15 protein-coding genes and 1 pseudogene are annotated in these 18,935 nt (G+C 75.0%); 7 read left to right on the top strand and 9 right to left on the bottom strand.

All coding sequences use genetic code 11. The annotated features are described in order from the left end of the window. Positions 1-26: 26 nt before the first annotated feature. Positions 27-584: a hypothetical protein gene (locus CRP52_RS04085; protein ID WP_097235126.1), complete on the bottom strand. Its 558-nt coding sequence runs from the start codon at positions 582-584 to the stop codon at positions 27-29. A gap of 289 nt (positions 585-873) precedes the next feature. On the opposite strand from CRP52_RS04085, the pseudogene CRP52_RS04080 reads away from it, so the two are divergent. Beyond that, positions 874-2,384 (top strand): annotated as a pseudogene (locus tag CRP52_RS04080) (HEAT repeat domain-containing protein). 115 nt (positions 2,385-2,499) lie between these two features. Here the strand turns inward: CRP52_RS04080 and CRP52_RS04075 are convergent. Next, positions 2,500-3,342, bottom strand: coding sequence for an undecaprenyl-diphosphate phosphatase (locus CRP52_RS04075; RefSeq protein WP_218893161.1), 843 nt, complete (start codon positions 3,340-3,342; stop codon positions 2,500-2,502). Between the two features lie 210 nt (positions 3,343-3,552). Then, positions 3,553-4,290 (bottom strand): class I SAM-dependent methyltransferase, encoded by a 738-nt coding sequence (locus CRP52_RS04070; protein ID WP_373560453.1) that lies wholly within the window; start codon positions 4,288-4,290, stop codon positions 3,553-3,555. Positions 4,291-4,425: 135 nt separating this feature from the next. Here CRP52_RS04070 and CRP52_RS04065 point away from each other — a divergent pair, with 135 nt between their 5' ends. After that, complete coding sequence (locus tag CRP52_RS04065; RefSeq protein WP_097235123.1) at positions 4,426-4,971, top strand: DUF4396 domain-containing protein; 546 nt, start codon at positions 4,426-4,428, stop codon at positions 4,969-4,971. Between the two features lie 124 nt (positions 4,972-5,095). On the opposite strand, the gene CRP52_RS04060 is transcribed toward CRP52_RS04065, so the two are convergent. Beyond that, positions 5,096-5,629 carry a PadR family transcriptional regulator gene (locus tag CRP52_RS04060; RefSeq protein WP_097235122.1) on the bottom strand — a complete coding sequence of 178 codons (534 nt, stop codon included), beginning with the start codon at positions 5,627-5,629 and terminating at the stop codon, positions 5,096-5,098. Between the two features lie 105 nt (positions 5,630-5,734). On the opposite strand from CRP52_RS04060, the gene CRP52_RS04055 reads away from it, so the two are divergent. Beyond that, positions 5,735-6,550, top strand: a complete 816-nt coding sequence (locus tag CRP52_RS04055; RefSeq protein ID WP_097235121.1) for an alpha/beta fold hydrolase — start codon at positions 5,735-5,737, stop codon at positions 6,548-6,550. Between the two features lie 83 nt (positions 6,551-6,633). Here the strand turns inward: CRP52_RS04055 and CRP52_RS04050 are convergent, their stop codons facing one another. The 5 genes from CRP52_RS04050 to CRP52_RS04030 all read right to left on the bottom strand — a co-directional run bounded on the left by CRP52_RS04050 (position 6,634) and on the right by CRP52_RS04030 (position 10,726). Beyond that, on the bottom strand, positions 6,634-7,497 hold the full coding sequence (locus CRP52_RS04050) for a biotin-dependent carboxyltransferase family protein (RefSeq protein WP_097235120.1): 864 nt from the start codon (positions 7,495-7,497) through the stop codon (positions 6,634-6,636). Positions 7,498-7,555: 58 nt separating this feature from the next. Then, positions 7,556-8,218: a 5-oxoprolinase subunit PxpB gene (pxpB, locus tag CRP52_RS04045; RefSeq protein ID WP_257032272.1), complete on the bottom strand. Its 663-nt coding sequence runs from the start codon at positions 8,216-8,218 to the stop codon at positions 7,556-7,558. Next, the gene (locus tag CRP52_RS04040) at positions 8,215-8,979 is read right to left on the bottom strand and encodes a LamB/YcsF family protein (protein ID WP_097239816.1); all 765 of its coding nucleotides are present in this window, start codon (positions 8,977-8,979) and stop codon (positions 8,215-8,217) included. Before CRP52_RS04040 ends, pxpB begins: the two co-directional genes overlap by 4 nt. A gap of 177 nt (positions 8,980-9,156) precedes the next feature. Beyond that, positions 9,157-9,744, bottom strand: coding sequence for a hypothetical protein (locus tag CRP52_RS04035; protein WP_257032271.1), 588 nt, complete (start codon positions 9,742-9,744; stop codon positions 9,157-9,159). A 220-nt stretch (positions 9,745-9,964) separates the two neighbouring features. Continuing rightward, positions 9,965-10,726, bottom strand: coding sequence for an IPT/TIG domain-containing protein (locus CRP52_RS04030; RefSeq protein WP_097235119.1), 762 nt, complete (start codon positions 10,724-10,726; stop codon positions 9,965-9,967). 185 nt (positions 10,727-10,911) lie between these two features. Here CRP52_RS04030 and CRP52_RS04025 point away from each other — a divergent pair, with 185 nt between their 5' ends. The 4 genes from CRP52_RS04025 to CRP52_RS04010 all read left to right on the top strand — a co-directional run bounded on the left by CRP52_RS04025 (position 10,912) and on the right by CRP52_RS04010 (position 18,907). Then, positions 10,912-12,447 (top strand): hypothetical protein, encoded by a 1,536-nt coding sequence (locus CRP52_RS04025; protein ID WP_373560452.1) that lies wholly within the window; start codon positions 10,912-10,914, stop codon positions 12,445-12,447. 59 nt (positions 12,448-12,506) lie between these two features. Beyond that, complete coding sequence (locus CRP52_RS04020) at positions 12,507-13,382, top strand: hypothetical protein (protein WP_097235118.1); 876 nt, start codon at positions 12,507-12,509, stop codon at positions 13,380-13,382. A gap of 124 nt (positions 13,383-13,506) precedes the next feature. Next, the gene (locus tag CRP52_RS04015) at positions 13,507-18,090 is read left to right on the top strand and encodes a hypothetical protein (protein WP_097235117.1); all 4,584 of its coding nucleotides are present in this window, start codon (positions 13,507-13,509) and stop codon (positions 18,088-18,090) included. Positions 18,091-18,109: 19 nt separating this feature from the next. Then, entirely contained in the window at positions 18,110-18,907 is a 798-nt protein-coding gene (locus CRP52_RS04010; protein WP_097239813.1) for a metallophosphoesterase, read from the top strand. The last annotated feature ends 28 nt before the right edge of the window (positions 18,908-18,935 follow it).

Genomic DNA, 18,935 nt, shown 5'->3' with positions numbered 1-18,935 from the left:
GTGGCTCAGGCCGGGGCTGCCGCGGCTCAGTGCGGCGGTGCCGGGCGGAGCAGCATGCGCAGCGCGGTGACGGTGCCGTCCGCGCCGAGGACGGGCTCGCCCGCGCACTCGACGCTGTCGTGCCGACCGCAGGCCCGGCGGATCCGCAGGGTGCCGGCGGCGACGCGGCCGTGCACCAGGGCGTCGGTCATCATCCTGCGCAGCAGCGGCCGGTCCGCCTCGGGGAGGCGGTCGGGCAGCCGGTCGAGGCTGAGCGGGCCGTGGGAGGGGTCGCACCCGAGGAGGAGGTAGGTCTCCGCGTTCCAGCGGATGCCGTCGGTCAGCAGGTCCCATTCGGCGGAGCCGAGGACCGCACCGTCGTCGCTGCCGCCGCCGAGGTAGGGGCCGGACGGCTCCTGCGCCGTGCCGTCCACTCTGCCGTCCGTTCCGCGGTCGGCGTCTCCGCCGCCGGCCTCGCCGCTGCCACCGCTGCCGTCGTCGCCCCTCGGGGCCGGGGCGTGGACGTCGGAGCCGTGCGCGCCCGCCGGGGCGCCGTCCACCGTGGCGGTGCCCGGCGGGCAGGCGGCTCCTGAGGGCATGTTCATGGCGGGTCCATCGCTCGGGTGTGGCCCGCAGTGAGCGAGCCGTTTCGGGTAGTGAGAAGACTGTCGCACAGCGTCTTCACCTCTGTGGGCGATTTGGACAGATCGCAGGCAAAATTCCCCTGGCATATGCCACTGTGGCAGCGGGCTTCGTCGCCCTGTGTGCGGAAGGGTGCGCGAGGCGGTAACCTTCGGTGATTCCGGCGCCCGGGCGCCCACCGCAGTACCGACCAGAGACCCCGGCGACGGAAATCCCGTTGCCACTACGACCGCCGCAACGGATGCTGACCTCATGTTCGAGCCAGTGATAGCACCCAGTGCCAGCCTCCTAGGCCTCCTGCAGCGAGGCCGTGGTGACGGGCAGCTCCACGCGCTGGCCGCCGACCGTGCCGAGGCCATCGCCGCGCTGGAGGAGTGTGTCACCAGGGACCCGCGAGCCGACTGGCAGGTCGAAAGCCGCTCCCTCTACTACGCCCGCCTCTACATGGAGCTGGAGGCCCCCTCGACGGCATCGAGGACCACCTCCACTCCGCCGAGGACCTGGTCACCGACGACGAGAGCCGCACCGGTCTCGCCCTCTCCGTCCTGGGCCACCTCGCCGCGTACGGCCGGCGCGACGCGCTGCTGATGCTGCGCGAGTACGCCGCCACCGGCGCCAACTGGGCCTGGGCCCTCGACGAGCTCGCCCTGCGCGACGACGACCGAGGCCTGCTGCTGCTCGGCACCGCCGTGCTGGACCACTTCCCGCCCGGCCCCGAGGGCGACGCCGAGCTGCGCGAGTTCATCCGCAACGCCTACGAGCCCCGGCCGTGGCGCCTCTGGGCGGCCTACCACCCGAGAGTGGCCGCGGCCGGCGAGCAGTCGCCCTTCGACCTCTGGCAGCGCCAGGTCAACCGCAGCGGCGTCACGCCCGGTTGGTCCACCGCCGACGTGCTGGCCTGGGCCGACCAGGGCGAACTCGGCGGCGTCGGCGTCGGTGCCTTCCTCGACCGGCCCGACGTCCGCCCGGAGCCTGCGCGCGGCACCGACTCCCCGGCCGGCCCCGACGCGGTGGACCGCCGCGCCGCCGCGGCCGCCCGCTGCCTGACCGCCGTGGTCCGGCCCGAGGACCGCCCGGCACTGCTGGAGGCGGCCCGCTGCGGCCTGCCCGGCGCCCGCCGCGCGGCCCTGCGCTACCTGGTCGAGCAACGGGACCCGGCCGCCGTCGAGCTGATCGAGGTCGCCGCCACCGACGTGGACGACCGCATCGTGCGGGCCGCCCTGGAACTGCTCGGCCGGATGCGCGGCCCCGAGGTGCTGGCGCAGGCCCGCCGCTGGGCGGACCCGGCCAGCGGCGGCGCGGACAGCGCACTCGGCGAGGCCGCCGTCCAGCTGCTCGCCGACGCCGGGGAGCCGCAGGACGCCCCGCTGGTGGTGGCCGGGCTGCGCCGCTGGGTCTCCGTACGCGGGGTGACCGGTACCGGGCTCGGGTCGCTGGTGGACGGTGCGGGGCGGCTGGCCGCCGCCGACGCCGTACCGGTCCTGCGCCACATCTACGGCGAGGCCGCCTCCTCCGAGCTGCGCGGTCGCGCCGCCAGGGCGCTCGCCGCGACCGACGTGCACTTTCCCGAGGGGCCGGCCGTCGAGTGCCTCTGGGACTGCGAGGAGTCCACGCGTGAGCTCGCCGCGCGCCATGTCGCCACCACGGGCGACGCGCGTGTGCTGGAGCGGCTGCGCAGGCTCGCCGCCGACCCGGCCGAGGAGGCCGAGGTCCACGCCGCTGTACGCGGGCGACTGACCGCCGCCCGGGAGTTCGGGCGTTAGGTCCGCGACATCGCGCCGAGTGGGCCGGGACACCGTCGGGTGTCCCGGCCCACTGCTTTCCCCGTCCGGGACGTGGCTCTTCCCCTTCCGGGCCCGGCCTTTCTGGAACCGGGTTCTACTTCACCGCGCCCGCGTCCGGGGTGAGGACGCCGCCGGCCGCCAGTCCGATGATCAGGACACCGAGTAGCACCCGGTAGACCACGAACGGCAGGAAGCTGTGGCTGGAGATGTACCTGAGGAACCAGGCGATCGCCGCGTAGCCGACCACGAAGGCGATCAGGGTCGCCAGGACGGTCGGTCCCCAGGCCGGGGCCGGGCCCTCGCCGATCTTGAACAGCTCCAGCGTCCCGGAGGCGAGCACCGCCGGGATCGCCAGCAGGAAGGAGTACCGGGCCGCCGCCTCCCGGCTGTAGCCGAGCAGCAGACCCGCGCTGATCGTGCCGCCGGAGCGGGAGACGCCCGGGATCAGCGCCAGCGCCTGGGCGAAGCCGTAGACGCCCGCGTGCGGCAGGGTGAGGTCGGTGATCGGACGGGCGTGCCGGATCGCCCGGGTGCGGTCGGCGAAGGCCAGGACCAGGCCGAAGACGATCAGCGTGATGCCGATGATCCGCAGGTCCCGCAGGTGGGTCTCGATGGTGTCCTGGAACAGCTTGCCGAGGATGCCGATCGGCAGCGTGCCGATGATCACGAACCAGCCCATCCGGGCGTCCGGGGCGGAGCGCAGCGCCGGGCGGAACAGGGACCGCGCCCAGGTCCGCACGATCGAGGCGATGTCCCGGCGGAAGTAGATCAGCACCGCCGCCTCGGTGCCGAGCTGGGTCACGGCCGTGAAGGCGGCGCCGGGGTCGTCCCAGCCCAACAGTGCGGAGAAGACCCGCAGATGGGCGCTGGAGGAGATCGGCAGGAACTCGGTGAGCCCCTGGATCAGGCCGAGTACGGCCGCGTGGAACCAGGCGATCACCGGACACCCGCCGGGGGTATCCGTCGGGGGTGGGACAGGGGCGGCATGTGCGGGTCCTCGCGGGTCGGAAGGGCATGCGGACGACCGCGACCCGCCCGGCCCGGAGGCCGCGCACGGGCCCGGCGCGCGGCCGATGGTACGGGGTGAAAGTGACGGTTCTTTGTTCACCCTTGGTACGGGCTTTGCGTTCGGGGCCCTTTCGGGGTGTCACGGCCGATGTGGCTCCTGCGGCCGGTGCGCCGGCCGTGCCCGGACCCAGGTGCGGTCCTCGGTCAGGTACCGCTCGGCCGTCAGGCCGGCGTCCGCCAGTGCCTGTTCGAACGCTTCGGTGTCGAGCGGGCGGGAGAGGAAGGTCTGCGTCCAGGTGCCGTCCGGGAAGGTGTACTCGCAGCGGACGGAGTTCACGCCGTCGCCGACCGGTGTGACGGAGACCAGCCGGGACCACGCATCGGGCCCGATCGCCGTCTCGCGCGGCACGTTCAGGTGCCAGTCCTCGCCCTCGCGCTGCACCAGCACGCAGCCGTCCTCGGCGACGTGCCGGCGGCAGGTCTCCAGCAGGCCCTGGCGGACCGCCACGTCGCCGGCGTGCACCAGGAAGGAGGCGAGCAGCACGACGTCGAAGCGCTCGCCGAGGTCCAGCGCCTCGATGGGGCTGCGCACCGTACGGACGTCCGGGCGGACCCGGGCCAGCATCTCGGCGGACTCGTCCACGGCTGTCACGGTGAAGCCGCGGTCGGTCAGCGGGTGCGTCATCCGGCCCACGCCGCAGCCCAGTTCGAGGATGCTCGCGCCGGGCGGCACCGCGGCCTCGATCACCTCCGGGGCGTCGCCGACGGGGAGGCGGCTCCACACCTCGACGGCGCATCCGTCCGGGGTGATCGCGCCCTCGCCCGTGCCGTCGTAGCCCTTGCGTCGGTCGTCCGTCGTGTCCGCCATGTCCGTCATCCGAACACGGAGGAGTGCCCGGGCGGAAGAGGGCGTCGCCGGGGCTTGCCAGATACCCTAGGGGGGTATAACTTCGATCATCGACGGAGTGAGGGAAGCGGCGCCGAACGGGCGCCGGAGCACGCGGAGGACGACATGGCACACCCCGCACAGCACGAGCATCACGGTCACCACGAGCACCACGGCCACGAGCACCAAAGCCACGGCGCTCATGGCGGGCACCACCAGGCCGCCGCCGGTGGAGCCGGGTGGCGGACGGCCGCGCAGGCGACCCTGCACTGCCTCACCGGCTGCGCCATCGGCGAGATCCTCGGCATGGTGCTCGGCACCGCTTTCGGTCTGCACAACGGCGCGACCGTGGTGCTGTCGATCCTCCTGGCCTTCGTCTTCGGCTACGCGCTGACCATGCGCGGCGTGCTGAACGCCGGTCTGGACGTGGGCGCCGCGGTGAAGGTCGCGCTGGCTGCCGACACGGTGTCGATCCTGGTGATGGAGCTGATCGACAACACCGTGATGGTCACCGTCCCGGGGGCGATGGACGCCGGCCTCGGTGACCTGCTGTTCTGGGTGTCGCTGGCGGGTTCGCTGGCCCTGGCCTTCGCGCTGACCGTCCCGGTCAACAAGTGGATGATCGGCCGGGGGCGCGGCCACGCCGTGGTCCACGCCCACCACCGGCACTGACCGCGCGTCGCGCAGAGCGCGCCGCGGATGGCGCAGCGCGCGGCCTCGCCGACGGCGCCGACGGCCCGCATCGACCCTCGTACGGTCGGTGCGGGCCGTCGGCGCGTTCCGGCGCGGTCGGCCGCTACCGCTCCCCGTCCTCCAGCTCGGCCAAGGTCGCGTGCAGCCAGGCGAGTTCGGCCTCGGTGGTGGCGCGGGCGATCAGCAGCTGGCCGCGCCGGAAGGGGTCGTCGAACTCCTCGGCGGCACGCGGGCGGTCGCCGTCGTAGTAGAAGCTCGCCGGTTCGGAGAGGAAGGCGAGGCGGCGGCGGAGCACGGCGGCCTGGGCGGTGGGGTCGTCGAGGTGGCGCAGGAAGGCGAGCAGGGCGAACCAGCGGTTCTCGTCGCTGATGTCGAGCGGCTCGGGTTCGCGCAGCCGGTCGAGGAGTTCGGCGCGGCCGGCCTCAGTGAGGTGCAGGGTGTGCCGGGGGGCGGCGGCGCTGCCGGGCTCGGGCTTGCGGACCAGCAGGCCGGCGGCCTCCAGGCGCTTGATCGCGGGGTAGAGCGTGCCGTCGCTGATCGGCTGGACGTGCCCGGTGAGCGCGGCGAGGTGGCGGCGCAGCTCGTAGCCGTGCAGCGGCCGGTCGTACAGGAACCCGAGGATCGCCAGCTTGAACATGGCGCCACTCTCTCACACTCATCCATCGGCCTCTAGGTATATCGAGTGCCAGATACCTCGCGATCGAGGTATGGTTCCGGCGTTCCCAGGAAGAGGAGTCCTGCCATGCGCCACGCCCCCGTCACCCCGAACGGCGATCTGATCCGCTGGGTCGAGCTGCCCGGCGCCGAGCCCGCCCGGCTCTACCTGCACGGCCTGGGCGCCAGCTCGCCGGTGTACTTCGCGGCCGCCGCCGCCCACCCGCTGCTCGCCGGGCGCCGCTCGCTGCTGCTGGACCTGCTCGGCTTCGGCATCAGCGACCGGCCGACGGACTTCGGGTACACGCTGGAGGAGCACGCCGACGCGGTGGCGGCGGCGGTGCGGGCGGCCGGGCTGAGCCGGGTCGAGGTGGTCGGCCACAGCATGGGCGGCGCGGTCGCGATCGTCCTCGCGCACCGGCACCCCGCGCTGGTCTCGCGGCTGCTCCTGGTGGACGCCAACCTGGACCGGATCGACCCCGCCCGGCAGCGGCCCGGCAGCAGCGGCATCGCGAGCTACACCGAGGCGGAGTTCCTGGCCGGCGGCCGGGACGAAGTCGCCGAGCGGGTCGGGCCGTTCTGGTGGTCCACGATGCGGCTGGCCGACCCTCGGGCGCTCCACCGAAGCGCCCGCCACCTGGCCCGCGCGACCGAGCCGACCATGCGGGAGATGCTGCTCGGCCTCGACCTCCCGCGCACCTTCCTGTATCCGGCGGCGGACGGCGATCCGACCGACGGCGATCCGACCGACGGCGATCCGACCGACGGCGGGCCGGCGGACGCGGACGGGCTGCGCGCGGCGGGCGTCCGGGTGGTCGCCGTGCCGGACTGCGGGCACAACATCATGCTCGACAACCCGGACGGCTTCGCCGCAGCCGCGGCGGACGCGCTCGGCCTGGGCTGAGTGGGACCTCAACGCGCCGACGCGGAAGCGCCGTTGGGCCGCCGAGCGGCGAGACCCAGCAGGGCCAAGCCCAGCGGATGGCTTCAGCGTCCCCGCAGCGGCACGAACCGGACCGGCGTGCCCGGCCGGGCCTGCGCGGCGGCCGCGAGGTCGGCGGCCGGGACGACGCCGACCACCGGGTACCCGCCGGTGGTCGGGTGGTCGGCCAGGAAGACCACCGGCTGCCCGTCCGGCGGGATCTGCACCGCACCCAGCACCATGCCCTCGCTGGGCAGTTCGCCCTCCCGGGCGCGCGCGACCGGCGGGCCCTCGGTGCGCAGCCCGACCCGGTTGCCGGTGGCGGAGACCCGGTAACCGTCGCGGCCCAGCCGGGCCACCGCCTCCGGGGTGAACCAGTCCGCGCGCGGGCCGAGCCGTAGGCGCAGCACCAGTTCGGTCGGGGGTGCGGGCAGCGGCACCAGCTCGGGCCGGGCCCGGTAGGGCGGGGGAGTGCCGACCGGCAGGCGGTCCCCGGCGGTCAGCGGGGCCGGTCCGAGGCCGGCGAGCAGGTCGGCCGAGCGACTGCCCAGCACCGGCGGGACGGCGATCCCGCCCGCCACCGCGAGGTAGCCGCGCACCCCGTCCGTCGCCGGGCCCACCTCGACCACCGCCCCGTCCTGGACCACGATCGGCGCGCCCCAGGCGGCCGGCCGTCCGTCCACCCGGACGGGCGCGGGCGCGCCGGTGACGGAGACCAGCACCCGTCCGACGGCCCGCAGCGCGACCCCGCCGAGCGTGGTCTCCAGCCCGGCGGTCCCGGGCTCGTTGCCCACCAGCCGGTTGGCCGCCCGCAGGGCCGGCTCGTCCAGCGCCCCGGCCCTGGGCACCCCGAGGTGCGCGACGCCGCGCCGCCCCAGGTCCTGGACCGTGGTCAGCGGCCCCGGCCACACCACCACCAGCTCGCTCATCCCCGCCTCCGTCCCCGCTTCCCTTCCCGGTTCCGTCCCCACCAGCATCGCCGCGTGCTCAGGCCCGGGCCGCGGTGAAGCGGACCCGCCCGCCCGGCGCCAGCAGGGCCGGGGGATCGCGGTCGGTGTCCCAGAGGGGGAGCGCCGTACGGCCGACGAGCTGCCAGCCGCCGGGGGAGGGGTGCGGGTAGACACCGGTGTACGAGCCGGCCAGGGCGACCGAGCCGGCCGGGACGGAGCTGCGCGGGGTGGCCCGGCGCGGCACCTCGTAGCGGGCGGGCAGGCCGGTCAGGTAGCCGAAGCCCGGGGAGAAGCCGCAGAAGGCGACGGTGTACTCCGGTTCGGTGTGGATCCTGACGGCTGCCTCCTCGGACACCCCCCACAGCGCGGCGACCTCGGCCAGGTCCGCGCCGTCGTACACCGTCGGCACCTCCAGCAGTTCCCCGCGCGCCGTGCGGGCCGCCGTCGGACGGGCGGTGCGCAGCAGCCGCGCCACCGCGTCGACGTCCGCGACGCCGTCCAGCAGCACTGTGCGGGCGGCCGGGACCAGCTCCTCGACCTCGCCGAGCACGCCCGCCTCCCGCTGCTCGCGCAGCCACCCGTACAGCGCCGCGACCTCGGCCGTCCCGGCCAGTTCGACCAGCAGCGCCCGCTCGCCGGCCCGCCGTACGGCGACCGCCGGTTCGTCGGCGCCCGCCGCCGGCACCCCGTCGGCCGTCACGTGAACGCCTCCACCCGCACGCCCGCGGAGGCCAGCGCGCCGCGCACCCGCCAGGCGAGCTGGGCGGCGCCGGGGGTGTCGCCGTGGACGCAGAGCGAGCGGGCCGCGACCGGGATCCGCTCGCCGCCGACGGCCTCCAGCCCGCCGTCGCGGGCGATCGCGACGGCGCGGGTGATCACCGCCTCCGGGTCGTGCACCACCGCACCGACCTCGCGGCGCGGGACGAGCGTTCCGGCCCGGGTGTACGCGCGGTCGGCGAACGCCTCGGCGACCACCGGCAGTCCGACCCCCTCGGCGACCTCCAGCAGCCGGGAGCCGGGCAGCCCGAGGACGGGCAGCGGCCCGTCGCAGACCGCGCCGGCCCGCAGCACACCGGCCACCACGGCCTCGGCCTGCTCGGAGTCGGCGACCACGCGGTTGTAGAGGGCGCCGTGCGGCTTGACGTAGGAGACCTTGGAGCCGGCGGCGCGGGCGAAGACCTGCAGGGCGCCGATCTGGTACGCGATCTCGTCGGAGAGCTCGTCCGGGGGGACGTCCATCGCGCGGCGGCCGAAGCCGGCCAGGTCGCGGTAGGAGACCTGGGCGCCGATCCGGACACCGCGTTCGGCGGCCAGGGCGCAGACCCTGCGCATCGTCGAGGGGTCTCCGGCGTGGAAGCCGCAGGCGACGTTGGCGCTGGTCACCACGGACAGCAGCGCCTCGTCGTCGGTCAGCGTCCAGCGTCCGAATCCCTCGCCGAGGTCCGCATTGAGATCGATCACCGCATCGGCCACGCCCGTCCGCCTCCCAGCAGCTGTTGAGCCAGATGGTAGGGCCTGCGGATGAAGCCCGTTGTCCGTGACCCGGGCGGCGGCGGGCGCCACAGGGCGCCACGGCGCGCGACCTCGCCCCGTACGCCCCGGGGCGGCGCTGTCCCGGGGCGTACGGGCCGTCCTGGCTCAGCTCGCGGGCGCTGGTTCCGCGAAGGAACGTTCCAGCGGACGCAGCGCCCGCAACACGATCAGCAGCGGAATGACGCCGAAGACTCCGAACGACATGTCGATGAATCGCCACACCAGCGGGATCCCCCGCAGCGGCCCGCAGATCAGTGCCAGCGGGATGACGGCCCCGCAGGCGAGCACCGCCCAGCGGATCACCCAGATGTTGCGGACCGGGTCCCTGAGCGGCCCCCAGAGGGCGGCGCCGATCACCAGATGGGCGAAGGCCAGCCAGTCGGTGCCGTAGGCCAGGAAGGGGTAGTGCCGGTTGGTCTCGACGATGCCCTCGTGGACCTTCAGGAACCAGGCCGTCGCCGCGGGGAAGTGGTCGGTCAGCGGGGCGGCCGGACCGGTCGCGAGGTCGACCAGCCAGCGGGTCTCGGTCTCCAGCGGGAAGGCGGTGAGGCCGCTCAGCACCAGGCAGACCAGGAAGAACCACAACCAGCGCCGGACCCTGCGGAGGACGACCGCCGGTTCGCCGTCCGTCTCGTAGACCTCGTCCACCTCGTACACCTCCGTGCCGGGCGGCACACCGGGCTGGCCGGGCATGCCGAACTGCGGGCGGATCCTTGCCCCGCCTGCGCGGAAGCGACTCTAGACCCCTCTTTTGAACATGTTCAACTAGGGTTGGGAGTGCGGAAGCGCAGGGGCGCCGGGGTGCGGAAGAGCAGGGGTGTTGGGGTGCGGAAACGCAGCGGTGCCGGGCCCGGAAACGCAGCGGTGCCCGGGCGCCGAAGCGCCCGGGCACCGGGTTTCGGTCGAGAGCGCGTCAGACCGTGTAGGTGTACGTCGCCGGCGCGGTGGCGGTGCCGCCGGGCGTCACCACGGAGACGGGGACGCTGCCCGAGCCGGCCGGCGTGGTCACCGTGCAGGCGGTGTCGGTGCAGCTGCCCGCCGCCGGGACGCCGCCGACCAGCACCATGCCGTGGGCGAGGTTGCTGCCGCTGACGGTCACCGCGGTGCCGCCCGCACCGGGGCCGGTGGTGGTGTCCAGCCCGGTGACGGCCGGGGCGGCCTGGACGGTCGCCGGCAGGTAGCTGCCGGTGCCGAGGTCGTAGCGGGAGATGTGGCCGGTCGGGTCGGTGTCGTTGGGGTTGCCGGCGGTCACCGTGATCACGCCGGTGATCGGCACTCCGGGCGTGGTGCGCAGGTTGAGCTTCATGAACTCGCTCTTCCCGACCGGCCGGGTGCCGGTGAGCACGGCCTCCAGGTGGCGGCCGTCGGGGGAGAGCGTCTCGGTGAAGGTGTAGTCGTACGGCGTGGAGTAGAACATCGCGCCGTCGGTGGTGACGCCCGGCGGCAGGTCGACGGTGAAGTGCGTCGAGCCGGTGAGGGCGGCGGTGCCGGCCGACACCCAGCTCACCGACATGTTGCCGGAGGTGAAGAACCCGCCGGGGTAGTTGCCGTTCTGCGACACGGTCACGTGCTGCGCGGAGGTCGACACCGCGGCGGCGGAGGCCACGGCGCCGGCGGTGAGGGTGGTCACGGACAGCGCGGCAGCGAGGCCCACTTTGGCCAGTCGGGTGATCATAGGTCGATCATCACCGAACCATTGCGCCGTCCTCACCGGTTTCTCGAAGGTCGGTTCGAGAATGGCGGAATCCCGTCGAAACCGCGTTCTGAAATCGCCCCCCGGAGGGCGGCCCACCTGCCGCTCCGTCCGCCCGCAAGGTCCGTTTCGGTCGATGTCGGTGCGAACCTCTAATCTTGTCCCCCGTGACCGCCATCGCAGACCCGCCCATCGAGCCCGGCCTCCGGCCCGCCGGCCCGGCCGCCGTGCGCCCCGCGCCCGGCCCCGCCGCCGACGAGGGCCTGGCCCGCCGGCTCAAGGCGCTGGCCTGTACCGCCCCGCTGCACGACCTGGACAACCGCAAGGTCAACCTGGCCGGCGAGTACGGCGGCTACGCGATGGCCGAGGTCGGCCTCGCCGCGATCGACCTGGTCACCCTGAACATGGACTTCGACACCGGGGCAGACCGCGAGCTGGTCCTGGCCCGCCTGCTGCCCAGGGTCGCCGCCCAGGCCGCCGGCCGCCCCGCCGTCGAGCACGAGCGGGTGGCCCGCTGGGTGCTGGAGTCGCTGATCAACGTCGGCAGCGTGGACCGCGGCTTCCGCGCCGTCTACGGCACCTTCGGCGCCGACGGCGAGTACGTGCGCCGCGACTACGACTTCAAGCTCATCGAGGAGGTCCCCGGGCCCGACGGCGGGGTCTACCTGCGCACCACGGACGAGGCGGTCAACGTCCTGGTCGGCGCGCTCGACACCGACGTCACCTCCGCCCAGATCGCCGCCGAGGTCAAGCTGGAGGTGCTGATCCGCCGGGGCCGCCTGGCCGACGCCCAGCTCGCCGCCGAGCAGGCCCGCTACCGCACCGTCCAGTACGCCGAGACGCTGCGCCGCGCCCTCGACGCCACCCGCCGCAACGTCCGGGCCGTCGACTGGATGCGAGCCGTCCCGGACCTCATCGAGGAGGCGCTGGACCACATCGCGGACCGCTACCGGCACGAGAACGCGATTCTCACCAACATCCGCAAGGCCCGCGACGAGGCCGAGGACCCAGAACACAAGCGCCGCGCCGCCGAACTCGTCGACATCGTCAAGGACTGCATCCGCCGCCACACCCAGCTGCAGACCCGCCTCCTGGAGGCCGGCCCGCTGTTCCGCGCCGAGCAGGACCGGCAGGCCTTCGCCACCCCCGGCGCCCGCAGCGGCATCGACCTGTACGGGCAGCTGCTCGCCCCCGTTCTGCGGCTGCCGGTGGAGCAGGCCGTCCGCCCCACCGGCGCCTTCTTCGCCCGCGGCGTCGGGCTGCGCACCCCGGTCTCCGTCCGGGTCGCCGACCTGGTCGACCTGCTGCTCACCCCGCCGGTCGAACGCGAGCACCTCGGCGCCGAGCTGCCCGACCCGGACCTCGTCGCCACCCCGGACGACAGCCGCTTCTCCGAGGCCCAGCTGGAGTCCGCCCTGGTCCTGCTCGACCTGCCCCCGGACGCCCCCCGTCGGCTCTCCGGCCTGCTCGCCGACGCCCGCAAGCAGGACCCGGACCTGCCGTACCTGGTCGCCCTGCTCGCCGTGCACGCGGCCAGCCCGCCGGTCGGCACCGCCTACCGCCAGGGCGAGGAGCGGCTGCTGTTCGCCGTGGACGACGGCACCCCGCTGCGCGACCCGGAGTTCGGCGGCGCCGACCTGATCGTCGGCAGCGCCCTGCTCGACGCGGTCGGCATGGCCGCCGACCGCAAGGACGCCGGCTGACCGGCCATGACGCACCACCGGAACACCCGTACCACCGCCACCCCCGAGGAGCCCCGCCCGTGACGACCCACCACGACACGTCCTGGGCGGCCGAGACCGAACCCGCGGCCCCGGCGCCGATCACCCCGGCCGACGTCGCCGACGCCGCCCGGCTGGTCTCCTTCGGCCTCCAGGCCAAGCTGCTGCCCGCCCGGGACGCCGAGTACGCCGAGCTGGTGCGCCGCCACCGCGAGGACCCGCCGTTCGCCCGGCTCGCCGACGCCATCGCCACCGGCATGGGCCTGGTCGTCCTGGAGGTCTCGCCGCGCGCCGGCATGGCCGTGGCCGCCGCCGAGGACTCGCTGTTCGCCGTCCGGATGGGCGACTACTCGCGCCGCGCCGCCTCCGAGTCCACCGACCGCTTCCTGCACGGCCTGGCCCACCTGGCCGTCGCCGCGATGGCCTTCCCCCGCCCCGAGGACCTCGCCGACGACACCTACCTCGGCCGGATCACCGTCAACGGCGTCGACTCCTTCGTCCGCCAGGCCTGCCGCCGCCTGGAGGAGCAGGCCGACGCCGCCGGCGCCAACACCGACCCGCAGTCCGACGCCCCCGGCCTGGAGGCCGCCTGGCGGGTCTGGGCCCGGCGCACCGCCACCGGCGCCACCAAGGACGCCCGCCGGCTCTCCGGCTCCACCATCGGCATCGTCGCCAAGGCCGTGATGTTCCTGGTCGACTCCGGCTTCCTGCAGAAGGTCTCCGACGACTCCGGCGGCACCTACCGCACCACCGCCCGCTACCAGCTCCAGGTCCGCGACCTGGCCGGTAGCGCGGCCATGGCCGAACTGCTCGACCTGGGCGTCGTCCCGGTCTCCGACGGCACCGCCAGCCTGCTGCCGCCGGACACCTCCGACGAACTGGTCGCCGACGCCGGCCTGCCGTTCCACTCGCTCTGACGCCCGAGCTCCGACGTCCGAGTCCTGACACCCGAGTCCTGACAACCCCAACCCCCGAGTCCTGACCCCCAGCCCCCGAGTTCTGACAACCCCCAGCCACGGAAGCCACGGAGAACCGCCGCACATGTACGAGCTCAACCGGGTCCGCCTCTACTCGATCGGACCGGCCGGCGCCCGCTACGCCGACACGGTGCTCGACCTGCGCGGCGTCGGCGAGCCCGTCGCCGACCCGGCCCCGCAGCAGATCGGCCTGTTCGGCGAGGACCCGGACGGCCCGGTCCGCCGACCCGCCCCGGCCGGCGTGCTCTTCCTGGAGAACGGCGGCGGCAAGTCCGTCCTGCTCAAGCTGATCTTCTCGGTCATGCTCCCCGGCCACCGCAACACCCTCGGCGGCGCCAGCTCCGGCGTGCTGCGCAAGTTCCTGCTCGCCGACGACTGCGGCCACGTCGCCCTGGAGTGGCAGCACACCGTCACCGGCGAACTGATCGTGGTCGGCAAGGTCAGCGAGTGGCGCGGCCGCCAGGTCTCCTCCGACCCGCGCAAGTTCGCCGAGACCTGGTACTCCTTCCGCCCCGGCCCCGGCCTCACCCTCGACTCCCTGCCGGTCGCCGAGCGGGTCAGCCTGGCCGGAGACCAGAAGGCCCGCGGCCGCCGCCGCACCATGAAGGGCTTCCGCGACGCCCTCACCGAGGCCGGCAAGGCCCACCCGTACCTCGACCTGGTCTTCGAGGACGGCCACGACCGCTGGACGGAACACCTCGGCGAACTCGGCCTCGACCCCGAACTCTTCCGCTACCAGCGCGAGATGAACGCCGACGAGGGCGAGGCGGCCGGCCTCTTCGCGGTCAAGCACGACAGCGACTTCACCGACCTGCTGCTGCGCGCCGTCACCGACACCCGGGACACCGACGGCCTCGCCGACCTCGTCCACGGCTTCGCCGCCAAGCTCGGACGCCGCGCCGAACTCACCGCCGAACGCGACTTCACTGCCGGCTCCCTGGACCTCCTGGAGCGCATCGCCGAGGCCACCACCGCCCGCGAGACCGTCCGCGAGGCCCACCGCACCGCCGAACGCCGCACCCGCCGCCTCGCCCACGCCCTCGCCTCCCGCGCCGGCGCCGAACGCGACCGCGCCCAGGACCTCGCCATCGAGGTCGCCGCCGCGGCGAGCGCCGTCACTGCCGCCGAGGCCGACCGCACCCGGCACACCCTCATCGCCGACGAACTCACCTACCGGCACGCCACGTTGAGCCTCACCGCGGCCACCGCCGAGGCCGCCGCGCTGCGCCGCGAACTCATCGACGCCCGCACCCTGCACGCCGCCTGGCAGGCCGCCGAGGCGGTCCTGCGCCAGCGCGCCGCCGCCGACCGGGTCGCCCGGGTCGCCGCCGCCATCCGCGAGGCCGAACTGGACGCCGCCCCCGCGCTCGCCGCCCGCGCCCGCGCCGCCACCGCCCTCGCCCGCGCCCTGGAAGCCGCCGCCGCGGCCGCCGAGTCCCGCGCCGACACCGAGGAACAGCGCGCCGGCGAACTCCAGGAGGACGGCGGCAAGGCCCAGTCCGACGCCACCGAGGCCGCCACCGCCGCCCAGAAGGCCCGCAGCGAGGCCGAGCACCTGCGCCAGCGCCTCGCCGAGGTCGAGCAGGAGACCGAGGCCGCCGTCACGGCCGGCTTCATCGACGCCGACGGCGACGTGGACCCGGCCCGCGCCGCGCTGCACGCCGCCGACGTCGAGAAGGCCGCCACCGCCGCACTCGCCCAGGCCCGTACGGCCGCCGAGGCCTGCGCCACCCGGCTGCGCGAGACCGCCGCCGCCACCGCCCGCGCCGAACTCGCCGCCGAACGCGCCGGCGACGCCCGCAAGGACGCCGCCCGCGCCCTGGCCGCCGAACAGCGCACCGCCGCCCTGCTCGCCACCGAACAGCGCCTCGCCGACCTGCTCTCCCTCACCCCGGCACCCACTGATTGGAGCGAAGACGGGTCAGGCGCCGACGAGGACGCCGGCTTCCTCACCCCCGCCGTCCTCGACCGCAACGCCGAGTACCTGCGCGAACTCCTCGACGAGGCCATCGCCACCGCCGAACGCACCCTGTTCGACCTCCGTACGGCCGCCGCCGACGACGCCCGCATCCTCGCCGCCCTCGGCGACGGCGGCCTGCTGCCGCCCGGCCCCGACGTGCTGGCCACCGTCGAGTACCTCGCCGAGCACGGCATCCCGGCCCTGCCCGGCTGGCGCTACCTCGCCCAGTCCGTCGACCCGGCCGACCACGAGGCGATCCTCGCCGCCCGCCCCGAACTCGTCGACGGCGTGGTCGTGACCGACCCGTCCTCGCTGGAACGCGCCCGCGAGGCGCTGCAGGCCGCCGCGCTGCTGCCGCGCTCCACCGTCGCCGTCGGCGCCGCCGCCTCCCTGATCGCCCCGATCACCGACGAGCCCGCCTTCTTCCTCGTGCCGCCGAACCCGGCCATGCACGACGAGTCCGCCGCCGACGGCGAGCGCCGCGACCTGCGCGCCCGGGCGAGCGCCCGCGAGGAGCACATCCGCGAACTCGCCGGCCGCCTCGGCGCCGACCGCGCCCTCGCCGCCCGCCTCGCCTCCTGGCACGCCAGCTGCCCGCCCGGCACGCTCGCCGAACTCGCCGCCGCCGCCGAAGCCGCCCGCGAGCACGCCGAACAGGCCGCCGCCACCCTGGCCACCCTGCGCGCCGACCACGACGAGGCCGAGACCGACCACGCCACCGCCGCCGCTGTCCACGAAGAGCACCGCGAGGCCGCCCAGCGCGCCCGCCGCCGCGCCGACGCCCTCTCCGGCCTCGCCTTCCGCCTGCGCGAGCGCGCCAACTGGGCCCGCCGCCAACGCGAACTCGCCGAGGACGCCGCCGAGTGCGACCGCCGCCAGGCCCTGTGCGCCGAACGCGCCCGCACCTGCGACGAGGACCGCCGCGCCGCCCAGCGCGCCGCCGACGACGCCCGCCGTACGGCCCGCGCCCTGCGCGCCGAACGCGCCGAGATCCCTGCCGCCGAACAGACCGACGAGCCCGCCGACACCGCCCCCGCCGCACTGCCCGCCCTGCGCGAGGCCTACCGCGCCGCTTCCCAGCTGTACGAGAAGGTCGGCGTCGGCGCCGACCTGCGCGCCGAACAGGCCCGCGCCGAGGGCGACGAGGCCGCCGCCGCGGCCGAACTCGACCGCCTCACCAACAAGGTGCGCACCCGCGCCGAGGAACTCCTCGGCAGCCCCGACGGCGCAGACGGCCCGGCCCGCCAGGCCGCCGCCGCCCGCGCCGAGGAACTGGTCGCCACCATCGAGGCCCGCTCCGCCGCCGCCAGCGAGCAGCTCGGCCGCCTGCGCGGCGAGGCCGAGCGCTCCGCCCCCGCCGACGGCGAGGCGCACACCGAGCTGCCCGAGGACCTCGTCCCCACCGACCCGGAGCACGCCCAGGCCCTGCTGCGCACCGCCACCAGCCGGCTCGCCGAACGCCGCGAGGCCCTGGACGCCGCCCGCACCGCGCACGCCGACCTGCAGCGCACCTTCGACACCGCCCAGTCCGCCGCCGCCGACTTCGACGAGCTGGCCGGCCAGCTGCGCGACGGCCTGCGCGACCACCAGGAGGACCCGGACGACCCGGTCGAGCCGTACCTGGGCTCGCTCGGCGAGGCCCGCACCGCCGCCACCGAGGCCCGCCGCAGCCTGCGCACCGCCGCCGGCGAGCTGTCCTCCGCCGAACTCGCCGTCCGCGACACCGCCGACGCCCTCGTCCGGCACGCCAACGCCGCCCGCTACGAGGCCGTCCGCACCCCGGCCCGCCAGCAGATCCGCGAACTGCCCGCCTCCGCCCTGCCCGAGCACGCCGCCGCCTGGGCCGCCGCCTTCGCGCCCCGGCTGCGCGTGCTCACCGACGAGCTCGCCCAGCTGGAGAAGAACCGCGGCTCGATCGTGGACCGCCTGCGCGGCCTGGTCGAGTCCTCGCTCACCACCCTGCGCGCCGCCCAGCGCCTCTCCCGGCTGCCCGAGGGCCTGGGGGAGTGGTCCGGCCAGGAGTTCCTCCGGATCCGCTTCGAGGACCCGGACCACGCCACCCTGGTGGAACGCCTCGGCGAGGTCATCGACGAAGCCACCCGCGCCGCCGTCCGGAAGAACAGCGACCTGCGCCGCGACGGGATGTCCCTGCTGCTGCGCGGGGTCGCCGCGGCGATCGGCCCCAAGGGCGTCAGCGTCGAGATCCTCAAGCCCGACGCGGTGCTGCGCGCCGAGCGGGTCGGCGTCGGCCAGATGTCCGACGTCTTCTCCGGTGGCCAGCTGCTCACCGCGGCCATCGCCCTGTACTGCACGATGGCCGCGCTGCGCGCCAACGACCGCGGCCAGTCCCAGCTGCGGCACGCCGGCACGCTCTTCCTGGACAACCCGATCGGCCGCGCCAACGCCACCTACCTGCTGGAGCTCCAGCGCGCCGTGGCCGATGCGCTCGGCGTCCAACTCATCTACACCACAGGCCTGTTCGACACCACTGCGCTCGCCGAGTTCCCGCTGGTGATCCGACTGCGCAACGACGCCGACCTGCGGGCCGGCCTCAAGTACATCTCCGTCGAGGAGCACCTGCGCCCGGGCCTGCCCGCCGCACCGGACCCGGACGGCCCGGCCATCCACGGCGAGATCACCGCCACCCGGATGTTCAAGCGCCCAGCGGAGGTTCCCGCGCAGGCGTGAACTGGCTAGCGTGATCACCATGCTGACGATCGCGCACCTCAGTGACATCCATCTCGGCCAGGTCCACCGCCGGGACGGCGGCAAGCGCGCCCGGCGGCGGGCCGAGCAGGTGATGGCGTACCTCAACGCCCTGCCCGGCCCGCTGGACGCGGTGCTGGTCACCGGCGACCTCGCCGACCAAGGCCTGCCCGAGGAGTACGAGCAGGTGGCGAAGGTGCTGACCTCCCGGCACCCGGTGTTCATCTGTCCCGGCAACCACGACTCCCGGGCGCCGTACCGCGAGGTCCTGCTGGGCGAGGCGTCGGCGGAGACGTCGGCGGAGGCACCGGGGGAGGGGCCGGGGGAGGGGCCGATCAACCGGATGCACCGCCTCCCCGGCGCCGACGTGCTGATGCTCGACTCGTCCATACCCGGGCAGCACGACGGCCTGCTGGACGAACAGACGTTGGACTGGCTGGACGAGCAACTCACCACCGGACGCACCGAGTTGCCCGCCCTGGTCGCCTTCCATCACCCGCCGGTCGAGCTGCACCTGCCGTACGTCGACGAGATCCGCCAGTTCGGCGAGGAGGGCCTGGCACGGGTGTTGGGCCGCCACCCCCGGGTCGCCGCCCTGCTCTGCGGACACTCCCACACCTCCGCCGCGACCACCTTCGCCGGCCTGCCGCTGCTGGTCGCCCCCGGTGTGGTCTCCACCGTCACCCTGCCCTGCGAGGGCGGGCGCGGCATCGCCTTCGACCACCCGCCGATGCTCGCCTTCCACGTCCTGGGCGACGACCGCCGGGTCACCACCCACTACCGGGCGCTCCCGCTCTGACCTCCGCCCCCGGGCCGGTCACCCACGG

Source organism: Streptomyces sp. 1331.2, from assembly GCF_900199205.1.
GTDB lineage: Bacteria > Actinomycetota > Actinomycetes > Streptomycetales > Streptomycetaceae > Kitasatospora.
Note: the sequence above shows the minus strand (reverse complement) of the source record. Positions and strands in the feature narration are given on the sequence as shown.

Bases quoted from the DNA above. Each gene is read 5' to 3' on its own strand.
- CRP52_RS04035 (WP_257032271.1), bottom strand. From the start codon at position 9,744: ATGCCCGGCCAGCCCGGTGTGCCGCCCGGCACGGAGGTGTACGAGGTG.
- CRP52_RS04050 (WP_097235120.1), bottom strand. From the start codon at position 7,497: ATGAGCGAGCTGGTGGTGGTGTGGCCGGGGCCGCTGACCACGGTCCAG.
- CRP52_RS04060 (WP_097235122.1), bottom strand. From the start codon at position 5,629: ATGTTCAAGCTGGCGATCCTCGGGTTCCTGTACGACCGGCCGCTGCAC.
- CRP52_RS04010 (WP_097239813.1), top strand. From the start codon at position 18,110: ATGCTGACGATCGCGCACCTCAGTGACATCCATCTCGGCCAGGTCCAC.
- CRP52_RS04070 (WP_373560453.1), bottom strand. From the start codon at position 4,290: ATGACGGACATGGCGGACACGACGGACGACCGACGCAAGGGCTACGAC.
- CRP52_RS04085 (WP_097235126.1), bottom strand. From the start codon at position 584: ATGAACATGCCCTCAGGAGCCGCCTGCCCGCCGGGCACCGCCACGGTG.
- CRP52_RS04015 (WP_097235117.1), top strand. From the start codon at position 13,507: ATGTACGAGCTCAACCGGGTCCGCCTCTACTCGATCGGACCGGCCGGC.
- CRP52_RS04065 (WP_097235123.1), top strand. From the start codon at position 4,426: ATGGCACACCCCGCACAGCACGAGCATCACGGTCACCACGAGCACCAC.
- CRP52_RS04055 (WP_097235121.1), top strand. From the start codon at position 5,735: ATGCGCCACGCCCCCGTCACCCCGAACGGCGATCTGATCCGCTGGGTC.
- CRP52_RS04030 (WP_097235119.1), bottom strand. From the start codon at position 10,726: ATGATCACCCGACTGGCCAAAGTGGGCCTCGCTGCCGCGCTGTCCGTG.